Genomic DNA, 17,934 nt, shown 5'->3' with positions numbered 1-17,934 from the left:
TACCCTATACCCCGCCCTGCCACGCGCAGGAAGTACCCAGGCCAAACTCGGTGTGGCCGATCTCGGAGGTCCCGTACCACAATGTGTGCGGCGGCAAACAGTCCGCGACGGCCGCGGTGACCTTGGTCAGCGGCAGGTCAGAGGTACCGTTGACGATGACGCGCCACACGTGTTCGCTCACCGGCGGCTGGCCGTGCTTATCCATGTACTCGTTGACCAGAATGTTGTCGGGTTCGCAGGTAAATGACACGACCTCGGCGTTGATGTCCTGCGGTTCGACTCCGCCTTCACGCAAACGCTGCGGCATACCTTCGAGGACCTTGTTCCATTCAGCCTCAGTCATAAGTATTGACAAGTCAGTGCTGACGTCCATCTCAATCCTCCTTTAAGGTTTCCAGGTAGGCGCGATCGGCGTCACTTAGCTCCGCTGCATCCAGCAGCTCTGGGCGGCGCTGCCACGTCCGCGCCAGCGACTGCTCGCGGCGCCACCGGTCCACACGGGCGTGGTCACCGGAGGTCAGCACGTCCGGCACCGCCAGGCCACGCCACTCGCGCGGCTTGGTGTAGCTGGGCCCCTCCAGCAGGCCATCGGAGAAGGAATCTTCTTCGTGCGAGCGCCGGTTCCCCAGCACACCAGGGATGAGGCGCACGACGGCTTCGGCGATGACCAGCACGGCCACCTCACCTCCGATGAGCACGTAGTCACCGATGGAGACCTCACGTACGCGGTAGCGGTACTGCGCATCGTCGACGACGCGCTGGTCGATGCCCTCGTAGCGCCCGCACGCAAACACAATATGCTCCTCCGCGGACCACGCTTGCGCATCGGCCTGAGTAAAAGGCTCTCCCGCGGGCGTCGGCACGATAAGGAGCGGTTTGTCCGAATTCTCGCTTTCGCCATAGGAGCGCGCCTCGACGCCATGGATATCGTCGTGGCGCGGTTTGCTCAGGTGCGGCAGAGCGCTCTGCAGGTCCTGAGTGGAGGCGGTGCCGGAGGAGACGTCGTCAAGCGCGGGCCCCCACACCTCTGGCTTCATCACCATGCCGGGCCCGCCGCCATAGGGGGAATCATCGACGGATTTATGCACGTCGGTGGCCCACTGGCGCAGGTCATGCACGCCCACCGCGAGCTTCCCCTGCTCGATGGCCTTGCCCAGCAATGCGTGGCGCAGCGGGTCGAGGTACTCCGGAAAGATGGTGACAACGTCGATTCTCATAGGTCGAGCAGCCCCTCCGGTGGGGTAATCGTGCAGGTTCCTTCCTCCAGATCGACCTCCGGCACGATCTCCTCCACGAAGGGGACGAGCGCTTCTTTGCCATCGGTGAGCGTGACCTCCAGGAGGGACTGCGTGGGGCCGTGGGTCACGCCGGTCACCTCGCCCACCTCTATGCCATCGAGGAGGACGCGCAGCCCTTCTAACTCGTGGTCATAGAAGCCGTCATCTTCCGGATCATCCAGGGGCTCGGCAAAGAACTGGGTGCCACGCAGCGAGTCCGCGGCCGTGCGGTCCGGGATTTCCTTAAAGGTGATGAGCAGGCGCCCCTTGTGGGCACGCACCGCTGCGATGGTGAGTTCGTGCTCCTTTTTGCCTTGTGTGCCGTGGAGAACCTCGCCGACGGCGAATCGGATCTCCGGGGAATCGGTGGTCACCTCGACGGAGACCTCGCCTTTAATGCCGTGGGATTTCACCACGCGACCAATGAGTAGTTCCATGCCTGCTAGCTTAACGGGCTACGCTGGGGCGGCATGACTGAGCTTCCCATCAATGATGCAACCACCTTTGGCGACGCCTCCCACAACAGTGCCGCCCTCACAACGCTGAATCTGCTCGATGAGGCCCCCGAGCCGAACCCCACACGCCCCAGACCAGCCGTTAAGAGGGTCCTCAGTGCCGACGGCGCAAACCTCATCCTCTTCTCCTTCCTGCCTGGACAAGACCTACCTGATCACAAGGCCGCGCACCCCATCACCGTCCAGGTGCTCCAGGGATCGGTGATTCTTAGTTGCGGGGAACAAGATGAGGTGCTCGCTCCCGGACGCATAGTGCACCTTCCGGCGTACGTGCCGCATGCGGTGACATGTAGCGAGGAACCTGCACTCATGCTGCTCACCATGTTGACACCGAACACTGGCGCGAATGTCTAGACTTTTAGTACGATTCTAAGATCGTGAGTAGTTCGAAGCCGTATCACCATGGAAATTTGCATGAAGAGATCCTCCGGGAGGCCATTAAGCTCGGCCGGGAGGGCGGACCGGAGGCTGTGACGATTCGCGCCGCAACGCGCGCGGTGGGCGTCTCCCCCACCGCCGCCTACCGTCACTTCAAGGACCAAGCTGCGCTTCTCGACGCCGTCGGGGCCGTCGCCACCTACGAACTCATCAACAAGCTCAGCGATACCTTCGAAACGACGGAGGGCACCATCATTGACAAGATGATGGCGGCCGGTTTCACCTACTTCCACCACGCCTTGGAAGAGCCGCACTTCTTTATGTGCATGATGGCCGCGAGCAGCTTTGATATTCCGGCCGGGCTCGTAGCCGCGGCTGAGGGGCCCGGCGAAGATCCACGCGTGCAGGCAATGTTCAATTTCTACGGCTACATGGAGCAGTACGCGCGATCCATCGGCCAGCAACCCAAGAGGCAGCACATGATGCAGAATTGCCTGGCCGGCTGGTCAACGGTGCACGGTTTCACAGTCTTGTGCCTCAGCGGCCATTTGGGATCGCTACCGGAGGAAAAGGTGGAAGCTATGACGCAGTCAGTTATTGCCTCCGCTGTCCGCGGCTTGGACTTCGAAAACCCTCTGGAGGTCCGCCTCCCACGGCCGAAAAACTAGATAATCCCCGCGACCTACTGGTCAGCGGGGATATTACGTTTGGAGTGCAGAAATTACTCTGCGGACTCCTCAGCCTCAGCGGAGTCGGCCTCTTCAGCCTTAGCGGCCTCTTCCTCAGCCTTAGCAGCCTCAGCGGCAGCGGCTTCCTCAGCAGCCTTCTCGGCGGCAGCCTTAGCCTCAGCCTCTTCCTTGGCCTTGCGCTTCTTCTCGGTGATGGCCTCGATGGTCGGGCCGTTGTTGGCCTCAGCCAGAGCAGCGTTGAAGAGATCCAGCTTGGACGGCTTCGGCTCAGCAACCTTCAAGGTGCCCTCTGCGCCCGGCAGACCCTTGAACTTCTGCCAGTCACCGGTCACCTTGAGCAGTGCGAGAACCGGCTCGGTCGGCTGTGCGCCGACACCCAGCCAGTACTGAGCGCGCTCGGAATCGATCTGGATCAGGGACGGCTCCTGCTTCGGCTGGTAGATACCGATGTTCTCGATAGCCTTGCCGGAGCGGCGGGTGCGTGCATCAGCGACGATGACGCGGTACTCAGCGTTGCGGATCTTACCCATACGCTGCAGCTTGATCTTGACGGCCATGATTGGCTCCTTTTCTAGTCACCGGGCAGTTCAGACACGCGCCGCTTTCTGGCGCGCCGGTTCAACCCTTGGATTTATCCTGCGCGTGACGTGCCGGCCGTCCGTAGGCGGTACCGGCGTTACGCAGAGATGAAGTTTTACGTGTCCTCCACGCGGTGCGTGAACAACCTCAACAACTTTAGCGGAACCCACACGAGATAGGAAATTCCCTTTAGCTCTTGCATAGTTAGGCCTTACCCCGTGAAAGGGGTAGTCTGTAATGCGGTTATTTCGCCGCCACACAATCCTCCTTTTATGAATAAACAAGCACCCTCCACATTCCGCTACCGTTACGACCTTGACGGCCTCCGCGGCATCGCGATCGCCTTGGTTGTTCTGTACCACGTCTTCGTTGGTCGTGTCTCAGGTGGCGTCGATGTCTTCCTCCTGCTTTCCGGGTACTTCTTCTTGGGCTCGCAGCTGCGCTATGCCGCGCGGCCCAACGCCTCCCTGAACCCGTGGTGGCCCATCTGGCGCACGCTCCGCCGGCTTGTTCCTTCCCTCGTGCTCGTCATCGGCGTGAGCTATCTACTCGTCCGGCTTTTCGCTCCGAAGCTCATGAACACGGAGCTCACCAAGCAGATCACTGCGACGGTCTTCTACTACCAGAACTGGGAATTAGCGCGGCAGAACGCTGACTACGCCGCTGCCTCCGCAAGCACATCACCACTGCAACACATGTGGTCCATGGCGGTCCAGGGCCAGTTCTACCTGCTGGGCATCTTCTTCGCTCTCGGCCTGGCCGCTTTCATGCGCCTGCGCCCCAAGAACACGGGCCTGCGAGAACAGCGCTTCTCTTCCATTAATTCCATCGCTGGCCCGATTCTCCTCGTAGTTACCGTCGCTTCTTTTGCCTATGCATCCCGCGACGGGCTCTTTGGCACCCCGGAGAACTACTACTCCACATGGTCGCGCGCGTGGGAGCTGACTTTGGGCGCGGTGCTCGTTATCTATGGCTCGCACCTGCGCATGCCGCAACACTTGTCCAACCTCGCCACCGCCGTCGGTCTGGCCGCGCTCGCCTGCACCGGTCTGGTTATCTCCGATACCTTGGCATTCCCTGGGCCGCTGTCCCTGTTGCCGATCGGCGGCGCGGTGCTCATCATTATCGGTTCCGGCGGGTCTTTCTCGCGGGTGCTCACCACCCGGGTTTCTCGTTGGCTCGGTGATATCGCCTACCCGCTCTATCTGTGGCACTGGCCTCTGCTCATCATTTCCATCGCCGCCCTCGGCCTGGAAACCCCTCCGTGGTGGCTCGGTGCCATCATTATCGTGGTGTCGCTGGGCTTGGCGGACGTGACGCATCGTTTCGTCGAGAAGCCCCTGCGCCAACACCGCAAACGCCCGCTTGCCGACGACCTCCCCGTCCACCGCGGCCTCGCCGACCTCCGCACCCGCACCGGCGCTCTCCGCGGGGTCGGTGGCGTCGTCGTTGCTGCCTGCACCATTGCTCTCGTGGCCGTTCAGCCGCTGTGGCTGCGTAGCCTGCAGGAGGCCAACCGCGAAATCCTAGATCCGAGGCTCTACCCGGGAGCCACGACCTTCGTTGAGAACATCACGCCGCCTGAGAACGTAGAGATCAAGCCTGACCCGATTCTCGCGCGCGGCATCCAGCCGCCGGTCGCTGATAATTGGTGCTTCATTCCGGAGCAGGAACCAACGGACTACTTCATCGAGACGCAGAAAGACGGCGTGACGCCGTGCATCTTTGGTGACGTTGATTCCGACGTCGAGGTCTACTTGGTTGGTGGCTCGCATGCGGAGCAGTTCTCCTCGGCGCTGGATTACTTGGGCCGCGAGATGGGCTTTAAGCTCGTCCCGCTTACCCGCGTGGGTTGCCCCATCGAGTTGGGCGATGAACTGAGTGTGAAGCCCTCTTGCGCCGAATGGAGCAAGGAAGTGGTCAAGCGCATCATCGACGCGGACCCAGCGTTGGTTGTGTCCAATTCCACGCGGCCAGGACAGCCGTTCGGCCACGGCCCCGATGCTGTCCCACCAGGCTACATAGCCTTCTGGGACGAGCTGGCCAAGCACGATATCCCCTTTGTAGGCTTCCGCGACAACCCGTGGGGCTTCGATGAACACGGCAATGGCCGCCAGTTTGATGAGTGCTACGTGGCCACCAAGGATTCCCTCGGGTGTGGCATGCGTTTCGAGGAGGTCTACGCGCCCTATGACCCCGGCGCTGAAGTCCTCTCGCAGTACGACAACATGCTCGCCGTGGACACCTCGAAGTGGTTCTGCAACGCCGACGGCGATTGCCCGGTCATCATCGGCAATATCATGGTCTATCGCGATATGCACCACTTCACCAAGGCCTTCGCCGACTCCGCCATCCCGCTCATCCGTGAAGCAATCGCGCCTATCCTCAACGGCGAGCAGGTCAAACAGCAGCCCCCGCAGATTCCCGCCGATAGCCCCGTGATCCCCCAGTCCGCTGAGACGCCTCCGGCCACACCCGCGGAGCCCATCCCCTATCCGGCCTACCCCGCAGGAGAAGCCATCTAGTACGCAGAAGGGTCGGCGCTACAAAGCGCCGACCCTTTTCTCACCGAAGAAGGCTATGTTCTTCGGTTATTTCTTCTTGCCCTGACCAAAGTCCAGGTTGCTGAGGTCGATATTTTCCATGCCCTTCGGCATCTTGATATCGCCTAGTCCGGGCATGCCGCCGCCCATTTGCTCCTGCATCTTTTGCAGCTCCTGCATCGACGGCATGCCACCCGGCATACCGCCGCCACCACGACGCTTCGGCGGCTTGCGCTTGCCGTTCTTGCCCTTGCGGCCCTTCGGCTTCTTCTTGGTAGCGGAACGCCCACCGCCCATGCCCGGCATACCAAAACGACCGGCCATCTGCGACATCATCTTCTTGGCTTCGGTGAAGCGCTCGATGAGCTGGTTGACGTCAGAAACGCTCACACCGGAACCAAGGGCAATACGCTTGCGGCGCGAAGCGTTGAGAATCTTCGGGTTCTCGCGCTCCTCCGGGGTCATACCGCGGATGATGGCCTGGATGCGGTCGAGCTGTTTCTCATCGACCATGTCGGCGATCTGGTTCATCTTGTTGCCGCCCGGCATCATCTTGAGCAGGTTGCCCATCGGGCCCAGGTTGCGCACCATGAGCATCATGTCCAAGAAGTCGTTGAGCGTCATCTCGCCGGAGCCCATCTTCTTGGCGGCTTCCTCCGCCTTGGACTGATCCAGCTTGGACTCCGCCTGCTCGATAAGTGTCAGCAGGTCACCCATACCCAAGATGCGCGAGGACATGCGCTCCGGGTGGAAGACGTCGAAGTCCTCGAGCTTCTCACCTGTGGAGGCGAACATGATGGGCTTACCCGTGACCTCACGGATGGACAGGGCTGCACCACCGCGGGCATCACCATCCAGCTTGGTCAGGACGACACCGGTAAAGTCCACGCCATCGCGGAAAGCTTCAGCGGTCTGCACGGCGTCTTGGCCGATCATGGAGTCAATGACGAAGAGCACTTCGTCCGGGTTGACGGCATCGCGGATGTTGCGCGCCTGCGTCATCAGGGTCTCATCGATGCCGAGGCGACCAGCGGTATCGATGATGACGATGTCGTGCTGCGTACGCTTAGCCTCTTCGATGCCGCGCTTGGCGACGTCCACCGGATCCCCATGCGAGGTACCCATCTCATGCTCGTGGGAGTCCAGGGAGGTGCCAGGATCCGGCGCGTAGACGTCGACCCCGGCGCGCTCGCCAACGATTTGGAGCTGCTGCACCGCGCCCGGGCGCTGGAGGTCACAGGCCACCAGCATCGGGGTATGTCCCTTGGAGGCAAGGTGCTTGGAAAGCTTGCCCGCCAAAGTGGTCTTACCAGCACCTTGGAGGCCGGCGAGCATGATGACCGTCGGCGGATTCTTGGCTAGGTTGAGGCGGCGGGTCTCGCCGCCGAGAATCTCGATGAGCTCCTCGTTGACGATTTTGACTACCTGCTGCGCCGGGTTGAGGGCCTCGGAGACCTCGGCACCGGCCGCACGCTCCTTGATGCGCTTGATAAAGCCGCGCACGACGTTGAGAGAGACGTCCGCCTCCAACAACGCAAGGCGGATTTCGCGCGCTGTGGCGTTGATGTCCGCCTCGGTCAGCTTGCCCTTGCCGCGCAGACCGGACAGGGCTGATTGCAAGCGGTCAGACAAAGACTCAAACACGGTGCAGTGCTCCCTCAACTATCGTGGATAAATTTATAACTTCCCCAGCTTAGCCGTTGACCAGTGCTTGGGTCACATTCCGGACGAGGGCGGCGCGGGGGACGTCGCCAAGCGGCACGGCGTGGAGCACCATCGTGGCGCCCGGCGCGGCGGTGGATACCCACTCGCACTCGGGAAGCAGCGCCAGCACGTGGCCGAGGGTACCCGGGTAGTCATCGATCCGAACCTCGAAGACTCCACTGCTCCACATCGCGGTCGCGGGCCCCGGCACAAAATCGGGCAGCACGGTATAGGTGCCGGATTTATAGGACTGAACGAGGCGCTCCTCCACCGTGGCGAGATCGATAGCACCGTGGAGAGCGCGGATGTCGAACTCGCCGGCATAGCCCTCCTCGGTGCGCACGAGGCGCGAGGAAAGAATGTTCCAGCCCAACGCGGCAATCAGGGCCAGGGGGCGCACGGCCTCCCTTTGGTAGTTGCCACGCCACAGGACGGTAAAGCTGTCATCCTCCGGGTTGTGGCGCAGACCGATGTCGCGGTCGGCGGCAACCAGAGGACGAACTGGGCGCAGTGCCTCCAACTGCGCAAAAGCACGCCCGCTGACCGCTTCAATGCCCTGATTTAGCCTGCGGTTCCACACACCGGGCCCGGTGGATTCGGCATCGGCGCGGGCGAGCACGACGAGGAGAGCCAAGGTGAGGTAGTCATAGCGCACGGCTTCGAGGAGCTCGTCACGGGCTTCATCGGATGAAGGGTCCGTGCGGGAGACGATGCGCGCCAGCGTGGTGTGCTCAGCGACCACGGTTTGTACGCGGGAGCGATCCGCCAGGTCGAGACCAAGCTTGGCTGCGGCTCGCGCCACCATCTCCGCCCCCACCATCTCGTGCGGGCGCCCATAGCCTTTGCCGATGTCGTGATAGAGCCCCACCAGGAGCAGCAGGTCCGGCCGGGCCACGGAGGTGCGCGCTTCCGCACAGCGCGCGGCGGTAAGGATGGAGTGGTAGTCCACGGTGTGAGCGTGCGTGCGCTCGCGCGGCAACAGCCCCCGGATGTGCTCCCACTCTGGGACGAGCCGCTCCCACAATCCGTGAGCGTCCATCTCCTGGATGAGGCGCGGAGTGTTGAGCGGCGAGGACAACAGGCTGAAGAAGGCATCCGTCGCGGCGGCGGGCCAGCGTTCGGGCAGTTCCGGCAACTCGCGCAATTGCTCCCAGACGTGGGAGGGCACTGTTCTGCCCGAGCGCGCCGCAGCGGCGGCCACGCGCAGGAGCAGCCACGGCTCGTCGAGATCGGCGGTGCGAGCGAGGCGGATCTCGCCCCCGACATCAACCACCCCGATATCGAGGGGCTTACGTGTGCGGTTGTGGCTGCGCCTGGCCACCACGCCCCGCGCCGTTGCCAATGCCCGCTCCACGGCCTTGTCCACCGCTGCGGCGGCAGTCACGACGGCCGCAGACAAGTCATAGCGGTCGGCAAAACCCAACTCGTGAGCTATCTCCTCAGCGAATTCGGGATCGAGGACGTCGCGGTGTCGGCGGGCGGTGACGTGGAGGAGCGTGCGGACGTCGAGAAGCAGGGCCTGCTCTTCCTCGAGCGCTGGGGCGTCGGCGAGGTTGCCCAGGGCGAGGGCTCGCAAAAATTGGATGTCGCGCAGGCCTCCCCGCCCATTCTTGATATCTGGGTGGGTCATCGTGGCCAGGGTGCCGGAGCGGCGCCAGCGGGTGATTGCTAGGTCGACGAAAGCATCGAAGTTGCTCTGCAGTAGGCGGCGCCACGAGGCATAGACCTGGGCGCGGGTGGAGTCCACGAGCTGCTTGTCGCCGGCGACGAAAGCCAGATCCAGCTGCGCGAAGCCGGCAGCGGGATCAGATCCGGCGATGGCGCCGAACTCGCGCGGGGTGCGCACGGCGTAGTCAAGCCGGTATTTGGCGTCCCAGATGGGGTACCAGATTTCGGAGACGACGTCCTCGGGAAGCTCGGTGTCATCCGGGTGGAGGAGAATCAGGTCGAGATCCGAAAAAGGGGTCATCGCCCGCCGGGCAAAAGAACCCGTGGCGGCAAGCGCACAGCCGGGCGGAAGCTGCAGGGACTGCGTGAGGCGCAGCGCCGAAGCGTAGGCGTCCTCACGCAGTTGGGCGGCCGTAGACACCTTTTAGAGAGCGGCCTCGCCGCGTTCACCGGTGCGTACGCGGATGACGTCCTCGACGTGCGTGATCCAAATCTTGCCGTCACCGATCTTGCCGGTGTAGGCGGCGTCGACGATAGCGGAGAGGATGTCCTCCACCTGCTCGTCGGCCGTCACCACCTCAAGCTTGACCTTGGGTACGAAATCGGTGGCGTACTCGGCGCCGCGGTAGACCTCGCTGTGGCCGCGCTGCTGACCAAAACCCTGGGTCTCGGTCACGGTCAGGCCGTGCACGTCGTGCTGTTCGAGGGCTTCACGGATGTCCGGCAGCGTGAACGGTTTGACGATGGCAGTGATGAGCTTCATCTGTTACTCCTTAGCTCCGGCGGTGTCGACCCGCGGCTGGACGGTAGGTGCAGGGTTAATCCTAGCGTCGTGGGTGTGGCGACGGTGAGACGCCACGGACTCACGGAAGTCATAGGCGGACTCGCGGTGCTCGCTCAGGTCGATGCCTTGGTCTTCATCATCGGCCCTCCACCCCAGGGTGGCGCGGATGAGGAGCGCCACAACCAGCGTAACGGCAGCGGAGAACAGCATGGCGACGAGCGCGATGACCGCCTGGACGACGAGCAGCTTGAAGCCTTCCGAGAGGTGACCGGTGAGGATGCCGTTATCCGTGGCGAAGAAGGCCAACCCGATGGTTCCCCACAGGCCAGCGCACAGGTGCACGCCGACGACGTCCAGGGAGTCATCGAAGCCCCAGCGGTACTTCAGACTGATACACAGGCAGGCGATAATGCCGCCGAGGAACCCGAGGGCGATGGAACCGAGCGGGCTGAGTGCTCCTGCGGCCGGGGAGATGGCGACAAGACCTGCAATCGCGCCGGATGCAGCGCCGAGAGAAGTCGCGGCGTGGTCCCGGATTCTTTCCACGAGCATCCAGCCGAGCATCGCTGCGGCCGCTGCAACAGTGGTGTTGAGCCATGCCAGGCCAGCAAAACCGTCCGCAGCGAAAGCGGAACCGCCGTTAAAGCCGAACCAGCCGAACCACAGAAGCGCAGCGCCCAGCATCACCATCGGAAGGTTGTGGGGCCTATCGATGTGCTTCGGGAAGCCCGCGCGCGGGCCCACGACGATAGCCAGAACCAGGGCAGCCGCGCCGGCGGAAATGTGCACGACGGTGCCGCCCGCGAAGTCGATGGGAGCAATGAGAGCCTCACCGTTTGATACACCGAAGAGCCACGCTGCGAGGGAACGCGGGGCATGGGAGAGCACTCCCCCGCCCCACACCATGTGAGCGAGCGGAAAGTAGGCGAAGGTGATCCACACGCCCGCAAAGGTGAGCCACGCGGAGAACTTCACGCGGCCGGCGAGGGCTCCGGAGATGATGGCTGTCGAAATAATGGCGAAGGTTGTTTGAAAACCGATGTCGATGATGTTGGGGTAACCAGCACTGCCGGCAAGGTACTCGGCGGAGGGCCCGGTGATTTGGCCGCGTAGCCCCCAGGCTTCAAACGGGTTGCCCACGATACCGGCCAGCGAGCTTTCCGCATAGGACATGGACCACCCCCACAGAACGTAGAGCACGGGGACGAGCGCTAGTGCGCCGAAGGACATCATCATCATGTTGAGGACGTGACGGTTGCCCGCCATTCCGCCGTAGAACAACGCCAATCCGGGGGTCATGAGCAGCACCAAGGATGCGCTGATGAGCATCCATGCTGCGTCGCCGGAAGAAAATGCTTCAGGAGTCATACGTCAACCAACCTCGTTTCTATAGCTTGATAGGTAACGGGACTTAATATACCTATCGCACTATAGAATTAGGAAGGAAAGTGAGCTGCAGATCACACTTAAGATCGAAAAAGCGGCGAGGGAAGCACTCTCCTCGCCGCTTGTCCCAGCACGCGCCCTAGAGCTCGTCCTCGGAAGCCTTTACCGTTTGCTCACGCTCGCGCATACGCTTGGCATACTTCACGTCGGTGACGGTCACGCCGTAGATGGAACGGCCCATGTAGAAGGAGCCCACCGACGCGATGATCCACACGCCGAAACACGCGATCATGACCTTGATCAGCGACCACAGGGAAAACCCGTTCTCAGCAAAATCCACGACCAACTTCGCCACAAGCAGCAGCGGAACGGCCAAACCGACCGTCGGCCCCAGCAGGTTGACGCGGGTCAGGGCATCGGGCGCACGCCACAAGGCGATGGCGGTCCCAATGACCAAGACCGTGGCTACGACCAACAGAATCGAGGCGATAATCTCCGCGATAGTCATGGTCTTACCTCCTACCCTTCGAGATGATACGGGCCATCGACAACGTCGGCAGCACGCCGGCCGCTATAGCCGCGAGCATGGCGATGTCGTAAACGATGGACGCGTGATTAGTCATGGCCCACGAGATATACATGCACAACATGCCATAGAAGACCATGTCACTCATCACGGTGCGGGTGAGCTCGTCGCGGGAGCGCAACGCCAATACCAACGCCACGCACACCGATGCGCCGATGAGGAAAATACAGACAAAGACTACCCATTGAAAGGCGCTCATCGAGGAAAAATCAATCATTTCTTATCATCCTTTCGGGCATCCTTGTTCTGTGCAACCTGGCGCAAGGGCCACACGGAGTACTTCTCCACATCGTGCGCGGCCAGCGGGGTATCATCCGACTTCGCGATGTCCGGTGCGCGCATGTGACGGCCCAGCGTATCGAGCGTGTACTCGTAGAAGGTCGGGGCAAGTTCCTCCGTCGGGCCCTGGCCAGGTACGCCATAGTCAATGCCCTTCACCCGTGGCGCGAGGCGCTCCTCCATGTCCGCGAGATCCGCCATAACACTGGCTGGGTCATCCCCCATGACCGCTTGAACCAGCACGATACGCGGCAGGCCTTCCGCGATCGGCTCGCGCAAGCCCAGTGACAAGGTTCCAGGGGTTGCGGTAATGGACGAGGTGAACCAGAAGATCTCCCACGCGCTCGTCACGCGCAAGGGATATCGCAGCACCACGGGGCGGTATTTGTTCTGCGGTTTGAAGGATTCTGCGGCCAATGAAAAGCCCGCGACGAAGATTTCCTTGATCAGCCACAGCGCGTAGCCAACAGCATGCAACGCAGTCTTCATTTAACGGCCCTCCTGAAGGGAGTCGATATCGGGTAGGGCTACGGGGTCGTCGCCAAGCACAGCGTGTGCGTAGGCCTCCGTATCCAACAAGTCTGCAGAAGCTTCCATGGTGATGCTAATGACCGGCCCGGAGAGGATAAACATGGTCAGCGAGCCCAAGATGAGCGCGGCCGAGGGCGCCATCAGCTTCTTGCGGATCACCAGCTCATCGGGCACCTTCTCCTTGGGCAGGTCCTTGCCCCAGAAGACGCGGCGCCACACGCGCAACATGGCAAGGAACGCCGCGAAGGACGCGATGATAATCACCGCGATAACGGTCCAGGCCCATCCCCCGCCGGTACGGGCGATTTCCGCGACGATGAGAACCTTGCCCCACATGCCGGAGAAGGGCGGGAAGCCCACGACAGAGAAGGCACCGGCGGCGAAGATCCACGCGATGATGGGATCGCGGCGCGCCAAGCCAGAAAGCTTATTGAGCCCGCCCGTGCCGTAGGTCTCCTCAATGGCACCGGAGGCCAAGATGAGGGAGCCCACCGTGAGCATGTGGTGGATGGTGTACAGGATTCCGGCGGCCAGTGCGCGTTGTGCATCGTGGGTGGTAAAGGCCATCATCACCAGGATGAAGGGCATACCGTTGAGCATCTGGTAGCCCAGCACGCGGCGGATAGAGTTCTCAGCCAAACCGCCGAAGGACCCCACCACCATGGAGATGATCATGATGACGATGATGAGTGTTCCCCAGCGCTGGTCCATGTCGAACAGCTGCACCCACAGGCGGTACAGCATGTACACCGCGACCTTGGTGTGCAGGCCGGAGAACAAGCCCATGACCGCAGCCGATGTTCCCGGGTAGGTCCGTGGCAGCCAGGACTGCACGGGGAACACGCCGGCCTTCGCAGCGATGGCGATAACGATGATGCCCGAGGCCACCGTCACCGGGCCGTTGCCGGCGGCAGCGCCCGTGAGCGCCGCCAGGTTGACCACGCCGGTCACCGAGTAGATATAGCCCACGCCGACCACCAAAAGCGTGGAGGCGAACAAGTTCACCAGCACGAAGGCGCGGCCGGCAGCCAAGCGCGACCAGGTACCGGACATCGTGATGAGGCCATAGGACGGCAGCAGCATGACCTCGATGAACACGAAGAAGTTAAAGAGGTCAGCGGTCAGCAGGGCGCCGCACACACCAGTGATAAGGATTAGTGTCAGCGACGGGTAGTAGCGAGACTTGGTCTCACCGCCCACGATGGCAAACCAGTTGGCACCGAAGGCCACGATCATCGTCGTGATGAGCATGAGTGCCGAGAACGTATCGGCGGCGAAGGCAATACCCGCGTTGCCCAGGTAGTTACCCACGCTGTGCGCCACCACTCCGTTGCTCATGGTGTAGAGCAACAGCGCAAAGGAGGCGAAAATACCCACGCCCGGAACGATGAGCATGATGGCATCGCGCACGCGGCTCCATGGCGCGAGGAGCGCCAGCGCCGCCGATACGAGGGGAACCGCTGGGAAGAGCGGGAGGAGGGCGCTTACGGTGTCATACATCTAATTGTCCTCCTCTTGTTCGAGTTCTTTCAAACGATCCATCTTGTTAGCCGAGCGCTCCAGAATCTCCCGGTTCTGGGTGTCGCGTCCCAGCGTGGAGAAAGCGTGGTCAATGGTGTTGTCATCCACCGGCTCAACAACATCCGTGTCGTCGTTCGCGCCCATCGCCGCCATGGTCAGCAGGATGGTCGAGGTAGCCATGGAAATCACCACGGCGGTCAGGACGAAGGCCTGCGGCAGCGGGTCTGCCATCTGGTCCATGCCCACCTGCGAGGGAAAGGACTCTCCACGGTAGGAGTACACGCCGGTGGCCAGGAGCATGAGGTTGGCACCATGGCCGAAGGCCATCATGCCCAGCACGATGTGCACGAGGCCGCGCTGCTGGATGAGGTAGACGGCGCTACCGATGAGCAAAGCAATGGTCAGTGCGAGGATCATGAGTTCTTCTCCTCTTGAGCCGAGATTCGGTGGGACGAGGACGCACGGTGGCGTGCCTCGGAGTCATTGAGCAACGCCGTTGGGTCCGAAGACGGGTTGATGGACTCGGGATACGGGTCGTCGACATCCTCCATGACCACGCGCGGGGTATTCGGCAGCGCGGAATCATCGTCATGAACCCACGGCAAGTAGTCCCGCTCGGTGCCCGGGCGCAGGTAACCGCCCAAAGCGTTGATGGCCATGGTGAGCATGCCCAACACCGCAAGGTAAATGCCGAGGTCGAAGATGAGCGACGTCGTCCAGTGCTGCCCCAGGGCGTGGCCATGGATGGCTGTGAGGAAACCGCCGGAGCTATGCGACGTCGGGATGTAGCCGATGAAGCCTGCCACCAGTGCCACGATGATGCCCACGCCGGTGAGGTGAATCGGAGTCATGCGCCCGAAGACAATCTCATCGGTACCGCGGGACAGGTAGGTCAGGCCGATGGCCGCACCCATGATGAGCGCCGCCGGGAAGCCGCCGCCGGAAGCCTGGTGGCCACGGTAGAAGACAATGAAGGACATGACCACCAGGATTGGGATGGCCACGGCAATGCCCTTGCGCAGCGGCACCGAGTTGAGCTGCGACTGGCCGAACGGCGCCGGACGCGTACCGGAGGTGAACGGGAAGCGCGGCAGCGTCGAGGTGACCGCAGCGATAACCACGGCAGCCATGCCCAGCACCGACAGCTCACCCAGGGTATCGAGTGCACGGAACTCCACGATGATGGTGGCCACCACGTTGTCGCCACCAGTAATATCCGGAGCGTTGTTGAGGTACCACATGGCCAGGTCCGAGCGCTCGTGACGCCCCATCAGCGCCCACACGCCCAGGAATGCGGTGAGCCCAGCGAGCACGGCCACCACGATGGAACCCACCTTGCGGTTGTTGTTTTGTACTGGGTGGAATTTCTCCGGCAGATAGCGCAGGACCATCATCATGACGATGACGGACAGCGCCTCCACCGTGAACTGCGTCAGGGCCACGTCGGGTGCGCCGAGCAAGAACATCTGCAAGGTCACGCCGGTTCCCGCGGTACCAATCATGACCGCACCGGTGAGGCGGTTGCGTGTACGAACCAGACCAAACATGGACAGCGCCACGATGCCCAGCGGCAGCAGGTCCCACGGATTATCAAGGCCATCCACGCGCGGGTTGAGAGCCACACCGTCGACACCCGTGGACACCAGAGTGGAGCCCGCAAGGATGATGACTAGGAGGATGATCGGCAGGATCAGCTTCGACGGGTTGTGGGTATCGGACATGCGGCCAACGAAACGGCCGAAGGCTGCGCACACATCCTGGATCCACTTCAGAATCTGGTTACCGGTGCGCGGCAGGAGCTGGCGCTCCTCCATCGCGGTCCACAGCGGCCCGCGGAAGAACAACGCGATGATGCCAGCGATCAGCACCATCACAGAAATAAGCAGCGGGACGTTCAGGCCGTGCCACAGCGCAAGGTGGGAATGGCCCTCCATACCGATGGCCGCCACGATGTTATCGAGCGGCTTATCGAGTGCTCCCATAACGAAGATGATCGGAACCGACATCACGCCCGGCAGAGCCGCGGGCAGCCACAGCCGAACCGGTGCCTCATGGACATGCGACATGTTGCGCGGGCCATCGAAAAAGGCACCGAAGACGATCTTGGCGGAGTAAGTAAACGTGAAGAACGCACCCACGCCGGCGACGATGAGCAACAGCACCTGGCCGGTCGATCCGATGGGAGCCTCTTCGAAGGCGGTAAGCATCCCTTCCTTCGACACGAAGCCAAACAGCGGCGGGACCGCCGCCATGGAGGCAGCGCCGATGAGCATGGAGCCGAAGGTCCACGGCATCTTGTTCCACAGCACGCCGAGGCGGCGGATATCGCGGGAACCGGCCTCGTGGTCGATGACACCAATGAGCATGAAGATGGAGGACTTAAACAGCGCGTGCGCCAGCGTGTGCACGAGCGCCGCCGCAATGGCGAAAGGCGTGCCCACACCAATCGTGGCCACGATCCATCCCAGGTGGGACACGGTGGAGTACGCGGTCAGCTTCTTCAAGTCCGTCTTCTGCACGGCGAAGACCGCCGACATCACGGCGGTACCCATACCGGCGACGATGAGCAGCCAGTTCCACACGGCAACATCGTGGAAGATGGTGGAGAAACGAATCAACAGGTAGACACCGGCCTTAACCACTGCTGCCGCGTGCAGGAAGGCCGAGACCGGCGTCGCGGCCGCCATGGCTTCCGGCAGCCAGAAGTGGAAGGGGAACTGTGCAGACTTGGTAAATGCCGATACCGCAATGAGCACGGCAACCCCGGCGGTCAGGCCTGGGCGCTCCGCCCACACGTCGGAGGCCAAGATGCCCTCAAGGTTCGTCGTCCCCGCTGCGGTTGCAGCAATCGCCACGCCCGATAGCAAGGTGAGGCCGCCAACGAAGGTAAGGATCAACGTGCGCTGCGAACCCGCCTCACCTGACTTACCGCTGCGCGCAATGAGCATGAACGACGCCAGCGATACCAGCTCCCAGGCAAGGAAGAGCACCACGACGTCGTTAGCGAGCACGAGCAGGAGGATCGACAGCGTAAACGCGGTCATCAGGACATAAAAACTGACGTTTCCTTTTCCTTTAGGCAAGTAAGCCGCAGAATAAGTAAACACCACCGCACCGATGACGAGAGCCAGCATGGCGAAGAAGATGCCGAGTGCATCGCCGCGGAAGGCGAGGTTGACATCAACACCGGGCGCGATCACATCGCGCACCCACGTCACGGAATAGGTCAGTTCTTCGCCACGGGCAAGCGCCGGAAATTCTTTAGCCAACAGTGCCGCGGCGACAATAAAAATGCCGGCTAGCGGGTAGCCGGCTGCGCGATCAGCAACCTTGACGGCTACTGGTGCAAGCGCCACTGCGACAGCTGCGAGGAGGACAACATACAGGAGTGTCACGGAAGAGTAGCCTCACGAACCGTTGTTAGGGCTGTTTAATCAGCCTCACATAGACAGGACTTTCCCAGAGTATCATTGTGACCTCCCCCAAAGCACATC

Annotated in this window: 17 protein-coding genes; 3 read left to right on the top strand and 14 right to left on the bottom strand. The window is 62.0% G+C overall.

What is annotated here, in order from left to right; translation table 11 throughout:
* Window positions 1–4: 4 nt before the first annotated feature.
* From HMPREF2565_RS03000 to rimM, 3 genes are read right to left on the bottom strand one after another with little or no spacing between them, the layout of a single operon-like run.
* Window positions 5–343: a hypothetical protein gene (locus HMPREF2565_RS03000; protein WP_232761126.1), complete on the bottom strand. Its 339-nt coding sequence runs from the start codon at window positions 341–343 to the stop codon at window positions 5–7.
* A 31-nt stretch (window positions 344–374) separates the two neighbouring features.
* On the bottom strand, window positions 375–1,217 hold the full coding sequence (gene trmD, locus HMPREF2565_RS02995) for a tRNA (guanosine(37)-N1)-methyltransferase TrmD (RefSeq protein ID WP_070821705.1): 843 nt from the start codon (window positions 1,215–1,217) through the stop codon (window positions 375–377).
* On the bottom strand, window positions 1,214–1,714 hold the full coding sequence (gene rimM, locus HMPREF2565_RS02990; RefSeq protein WP_070682041.1) for a ribosome maturation factor RimM: 501 nt from the start codon (window positions 1,712–1,714) through the stop codon (window positions 1,214–1,216). The genes trmD and rimM overlap by 4 nt, the downstream gene beginning before the upstream one ends.
* 33 nt (window positions 1,715–1,747) lie before the next feature.
* On the opposite strand from rimM, the gene HMPREF2565_RS02985 reads away from it, so the two are divergent.
* Both HMPREF2565_RS02985 and HMPREF2565_RS02980 read left to right on the top strand, forming a co-directional pair.
* On the top strand, window positions 1,748–2,146 hold the full coding sequence (locus HMPREF2565_RS02985; protein WP_071406855.1) for a cupin domain-containing protein: 399 nt from the start codon (window positions 1,748–1,750) through the stop codon (window positions 2,144–2,146).
* A gap of 56 nt (window positions 2,147–2,202) precedes the next feature.
* Window positions 2,203–2,838 (top strand): TetR/AcrR family transcriptional regulator, encoded by a 636-nt coding sequence (locus HMPREF2565_RS02980; protein WP_246819108.1) that lies wholly within the window; start codon window positions 2,203–2,205, stop codon window positions 2,836–2,838.
* 53 nt (window positions 2,839–2,891) lie between these two features.
* Here the strand turns inward: HMPREF2565_RS02980 and rpsP are convergent, their stop codons facing one another.
* A complete protein-coding gene (rpsP, locus tag HMPREF2565_RS02975; RefSeq protein ID WP_046648030.1) occupies window positions 2,892–3,416 on the bottom strand; it encodes a 30S ribosomal protein S16 in 525 nt (174 codons plus the stop codon).
* A gap of 294 nt (window positions 3,417–3,710) precedes the next feature.
* Between rpsP and HMPREF2565_RS02970 the strand changes: the two genes are divergently transcribed.
* Window positions 3,711–5,963 (top strand): acyltransferase family protein, encoded by a 2,253-nt coding sequence (locus HMPREF2565_RS02970; RefSeq protein ID WP_070545754.1) that lies wholly within the window; start codon window positions 3,711–3,713, stop codon window positions 5,961–5,963.
* A 66-nt stretch (window positions 5,964–6,029) separates the two neighbouring features.
* On the opposite strand, the gene ffh is transcribed toward HMPREF2565_RS02970, so the two are convergent.
* The 10 genes from ffh to HMPREF2565_RS02920 all read right to left on the bottom strand — a co-directional run bounded on the left by ffh (window position 6,030) and on the right by HMPREF2565_RS02920 (window position 17,835).
* On the bottom strand, window positions 6,030–7,625 hold the full coding sequence (ffh, locus tag HMPREF2565_RS02965; RefSeq protein ID WP_049155367.1) for a signal recognition particle protein: 1,596 nt from the start codon (window positions 7,623–7,625) through the stop codon (window positions 6,030–6,032).
* A 49-nt stretch (window positions 7,626–7,674) separates the two neighbouring features.
* Entirely contained in the window at window positions 7,675–9,774 is a 2,100-nt protein-coding gene (locus HMPREF2565_RS02960; RefSeq protein WP_070545751.1) for a [protein-PII] uridylyltransferase, read from the bottom strand.
* 3 nt (window positions 9,775–9,777) lie between these two features.
* Window positions 9,778–10,116, bottom strand: coding sequence for a P-II family nitrogen regulator (locus HMPREF2565_RS02955; RefSeq protein WP_046648027.1), 339 nt, complete (start codon window positions 10,114–10,116; stop codon window positions 9,778–9,780).
* A gap of 3 nt (window positions 10,117–10,119) precedes the next feature.
* Window positions 10,120–11,505, bottom strand: coding sequence for an ammonium transporter (locus tag HMPREF2565_RS02950; RefSeq protein WP_071406853.1), 1,386 nt, complete (start codon window positions 11,503–11,505; stop codon window positions 10,120–10,122).
* Window positions 11,506–11,662: 157 nt separating this feature from the next.
* Window positions 11,663–12,031: a Na+/H+ antiporter subunit G gene (locus HMPREF2565_RS02945; RefSeq protein WP_046648025.1), complete on the bottom strand. Its 369-nt coding sequence runs from the start codon at window positions 12,029–12,031 to the stop codon at window positions 11,663–11,665.
* Window positions 12,032–12,035: 4 nt separating this feature from the next.
* Entirely contained in the window at window positions 12,036–12,326 is a 291-nt protein-coding gene (locus HMPREF2565_RS02940) for a cation:proton antiporter (RefSeq protein ID WP_071406852.1), read from the bottom strand.
* Window positions 12,323–12,877: a monovalent cation/H+ antiporter subunit E gene (locus tag HMPREF2565_RS02935; protein WP_071406851.1), complete on the bottom strand. Its 555-nt coding sequence runs from the start codon at window positions 12,875–12,877 to the stop codon at window positions 12,323–12,325. The genes HMPREF2565_RS02940 and HMPREF2565_RS02935 overlap by 4 nt, the downstream gene beginning before the upstream one ends.
* The gene (locus HMPREF2565_RS02930; protein WP_071406850.1) at window positions 12,878–14,419 is read right to left on the bottom strand and encodes a monovalent cation/H+ antiporter subunit D family protein; all 1,542 of its coding nucleotides are present in this window, start codon (window positions 14,417–14,419) and stop codon (window positions 12,878–12,880) included.
* Complete coding sequence (locus HMPREF2565_RS02925; protein WP_010190439.1) at window positions 14,420–14,857, bottom strand: cation:proton antiporter subunit C; 438 nt, start codon at window positions 14,855–14,857, stop codon at window positions 14,420–14,422.
* The gene (locus HMPREF2565_RS02920; RefSeq protein WP_070545739.1) at window positions 14,854–17,835 is read right to left on the bottom strand and encodes a DUF4040 family protein; all 2,982 of its coding nucleotides are present in this window, start codon (window positions 17,833–17,835) and stop codon (window positions 14,854–14,856) included. Before HMPREF2565_RS02920 ends, HMPREF2565_RS02925 begins: the two co-directional genes overlap by 4 nt.
* Between the last annotated feature and the right edge of the window lie 99 nt (window positions 17,836–17,934).

This window comes from Corynebacterium sp. HMSC072A04, from assembly GCF_001809235.1.
Classification (GTDB): Bacteria; Actinomycetota; Actinomycetes; order Mycobacteriales; family Mycobacteriaceae; genus Corynebacterium; species Corynebacterium hiratae.
Note: the sequence above shows the minus strand (reverse complement) of the source record. Positions and strands in the feature narration are given on the sequence as shown.

Excerpts from the sequence above, each read along its gene's own strand:
- HMPREF2565_RS03000 (WP_232761126.1), bottom strand. The coding sequence starts at position 343 with ATGACTGAGGCTGAATGGAACAAGGTCCTCGAAGGTATGCCGCAGCGT.
- trmD (WP_070821705.1), bottom strand. The coding sequence starts at position 1,217 with ATGAGAATCGACGTTGTCACCATCTTTCCGGAGTACCTCGACCCGCTG.
- rimM (WP_070682041.1), bottom strand. The coding sequence starts at position 1,714 with ATGGAACTACTCATTGGTCGCGTGGTGAAATCCCACGGCATTAAAGGC.
- HMPREF2565_RS02985 (WP_071406855.1), top strand. The coding sequence starts at position 1,748 with ATGACTGAGCTTCCCATCAATGATGCAACCACCTTTGGCGACGCCTCC.
- rpsP (WP_046648030.1), bottom strand. The coding sequence starts at position 3,416 with ATGGCCGTCAAGATCAAGCTGCAGCGTATGGGTAAGATCCGCAACGCT.
- HMPREF2565_RS02970 (WP_070545754.1), top strand. The coding sequence starts at position 3,711 with ATGAATAAACAAGCACCCTCCACATTCCGCTACCGTTACGACCTTGAC.
- HMPREF2565_RS02955 (WP_046648027.1), bottom strand. The coding sequence starts at position 10,116 with ATGAAGCTCATCACTGCCATCGTCAAACCGTTCACGCTGCCGGACATC.
- HMPREF2565_RS02950 (WP_071406853.1), bottom strand. The coding sequence starts at position 11,505 with ATGACTCCTGAAGCATTTTCTTCCGGCGACGCAGCATGGATGCTCATC.
- HMPREF2565_RS02945 (WP_046648025.1), bottom strand. The coding sequence starts at position 12,031 with ATGACTATCGCGGAGATTATCGCCTCGATTCTGTTGGTCGTAGCCACG.
- HMPREF2565_RS02940 (WP_071406852.1), bottom strand. The coding sequence starts at position 12,326 with ATGATTGATTTTTCCTCGATGAGCGCCTTTCAATGGGTAGTCTTTGTC.
- HMPREF2565_RS02935 (WP_071406851.1), bottom strand. The coding sequence starts at position 12,877 with ATGAAGACTGCGTTGCATGCTGTTGGCTACGCGCTGTGGCTGATCAAG.
- HMPREF2565_RS02930 (WP_071406850.1), bottom strand. The coding sequence starts at position 14,419 with ATGTATGACACCGTAAGCGCCCTCCTCCCGCTCTTCCCAGCGGTTCCC.
- HMPREF2565_RS02925 (WP_010190439.1), bottom strand. The coding sequence starts at position 14,857 with ATGATCCTCGCACTGACCATTGCTTTGCTCATCGGTAGCGCCGTCTAC.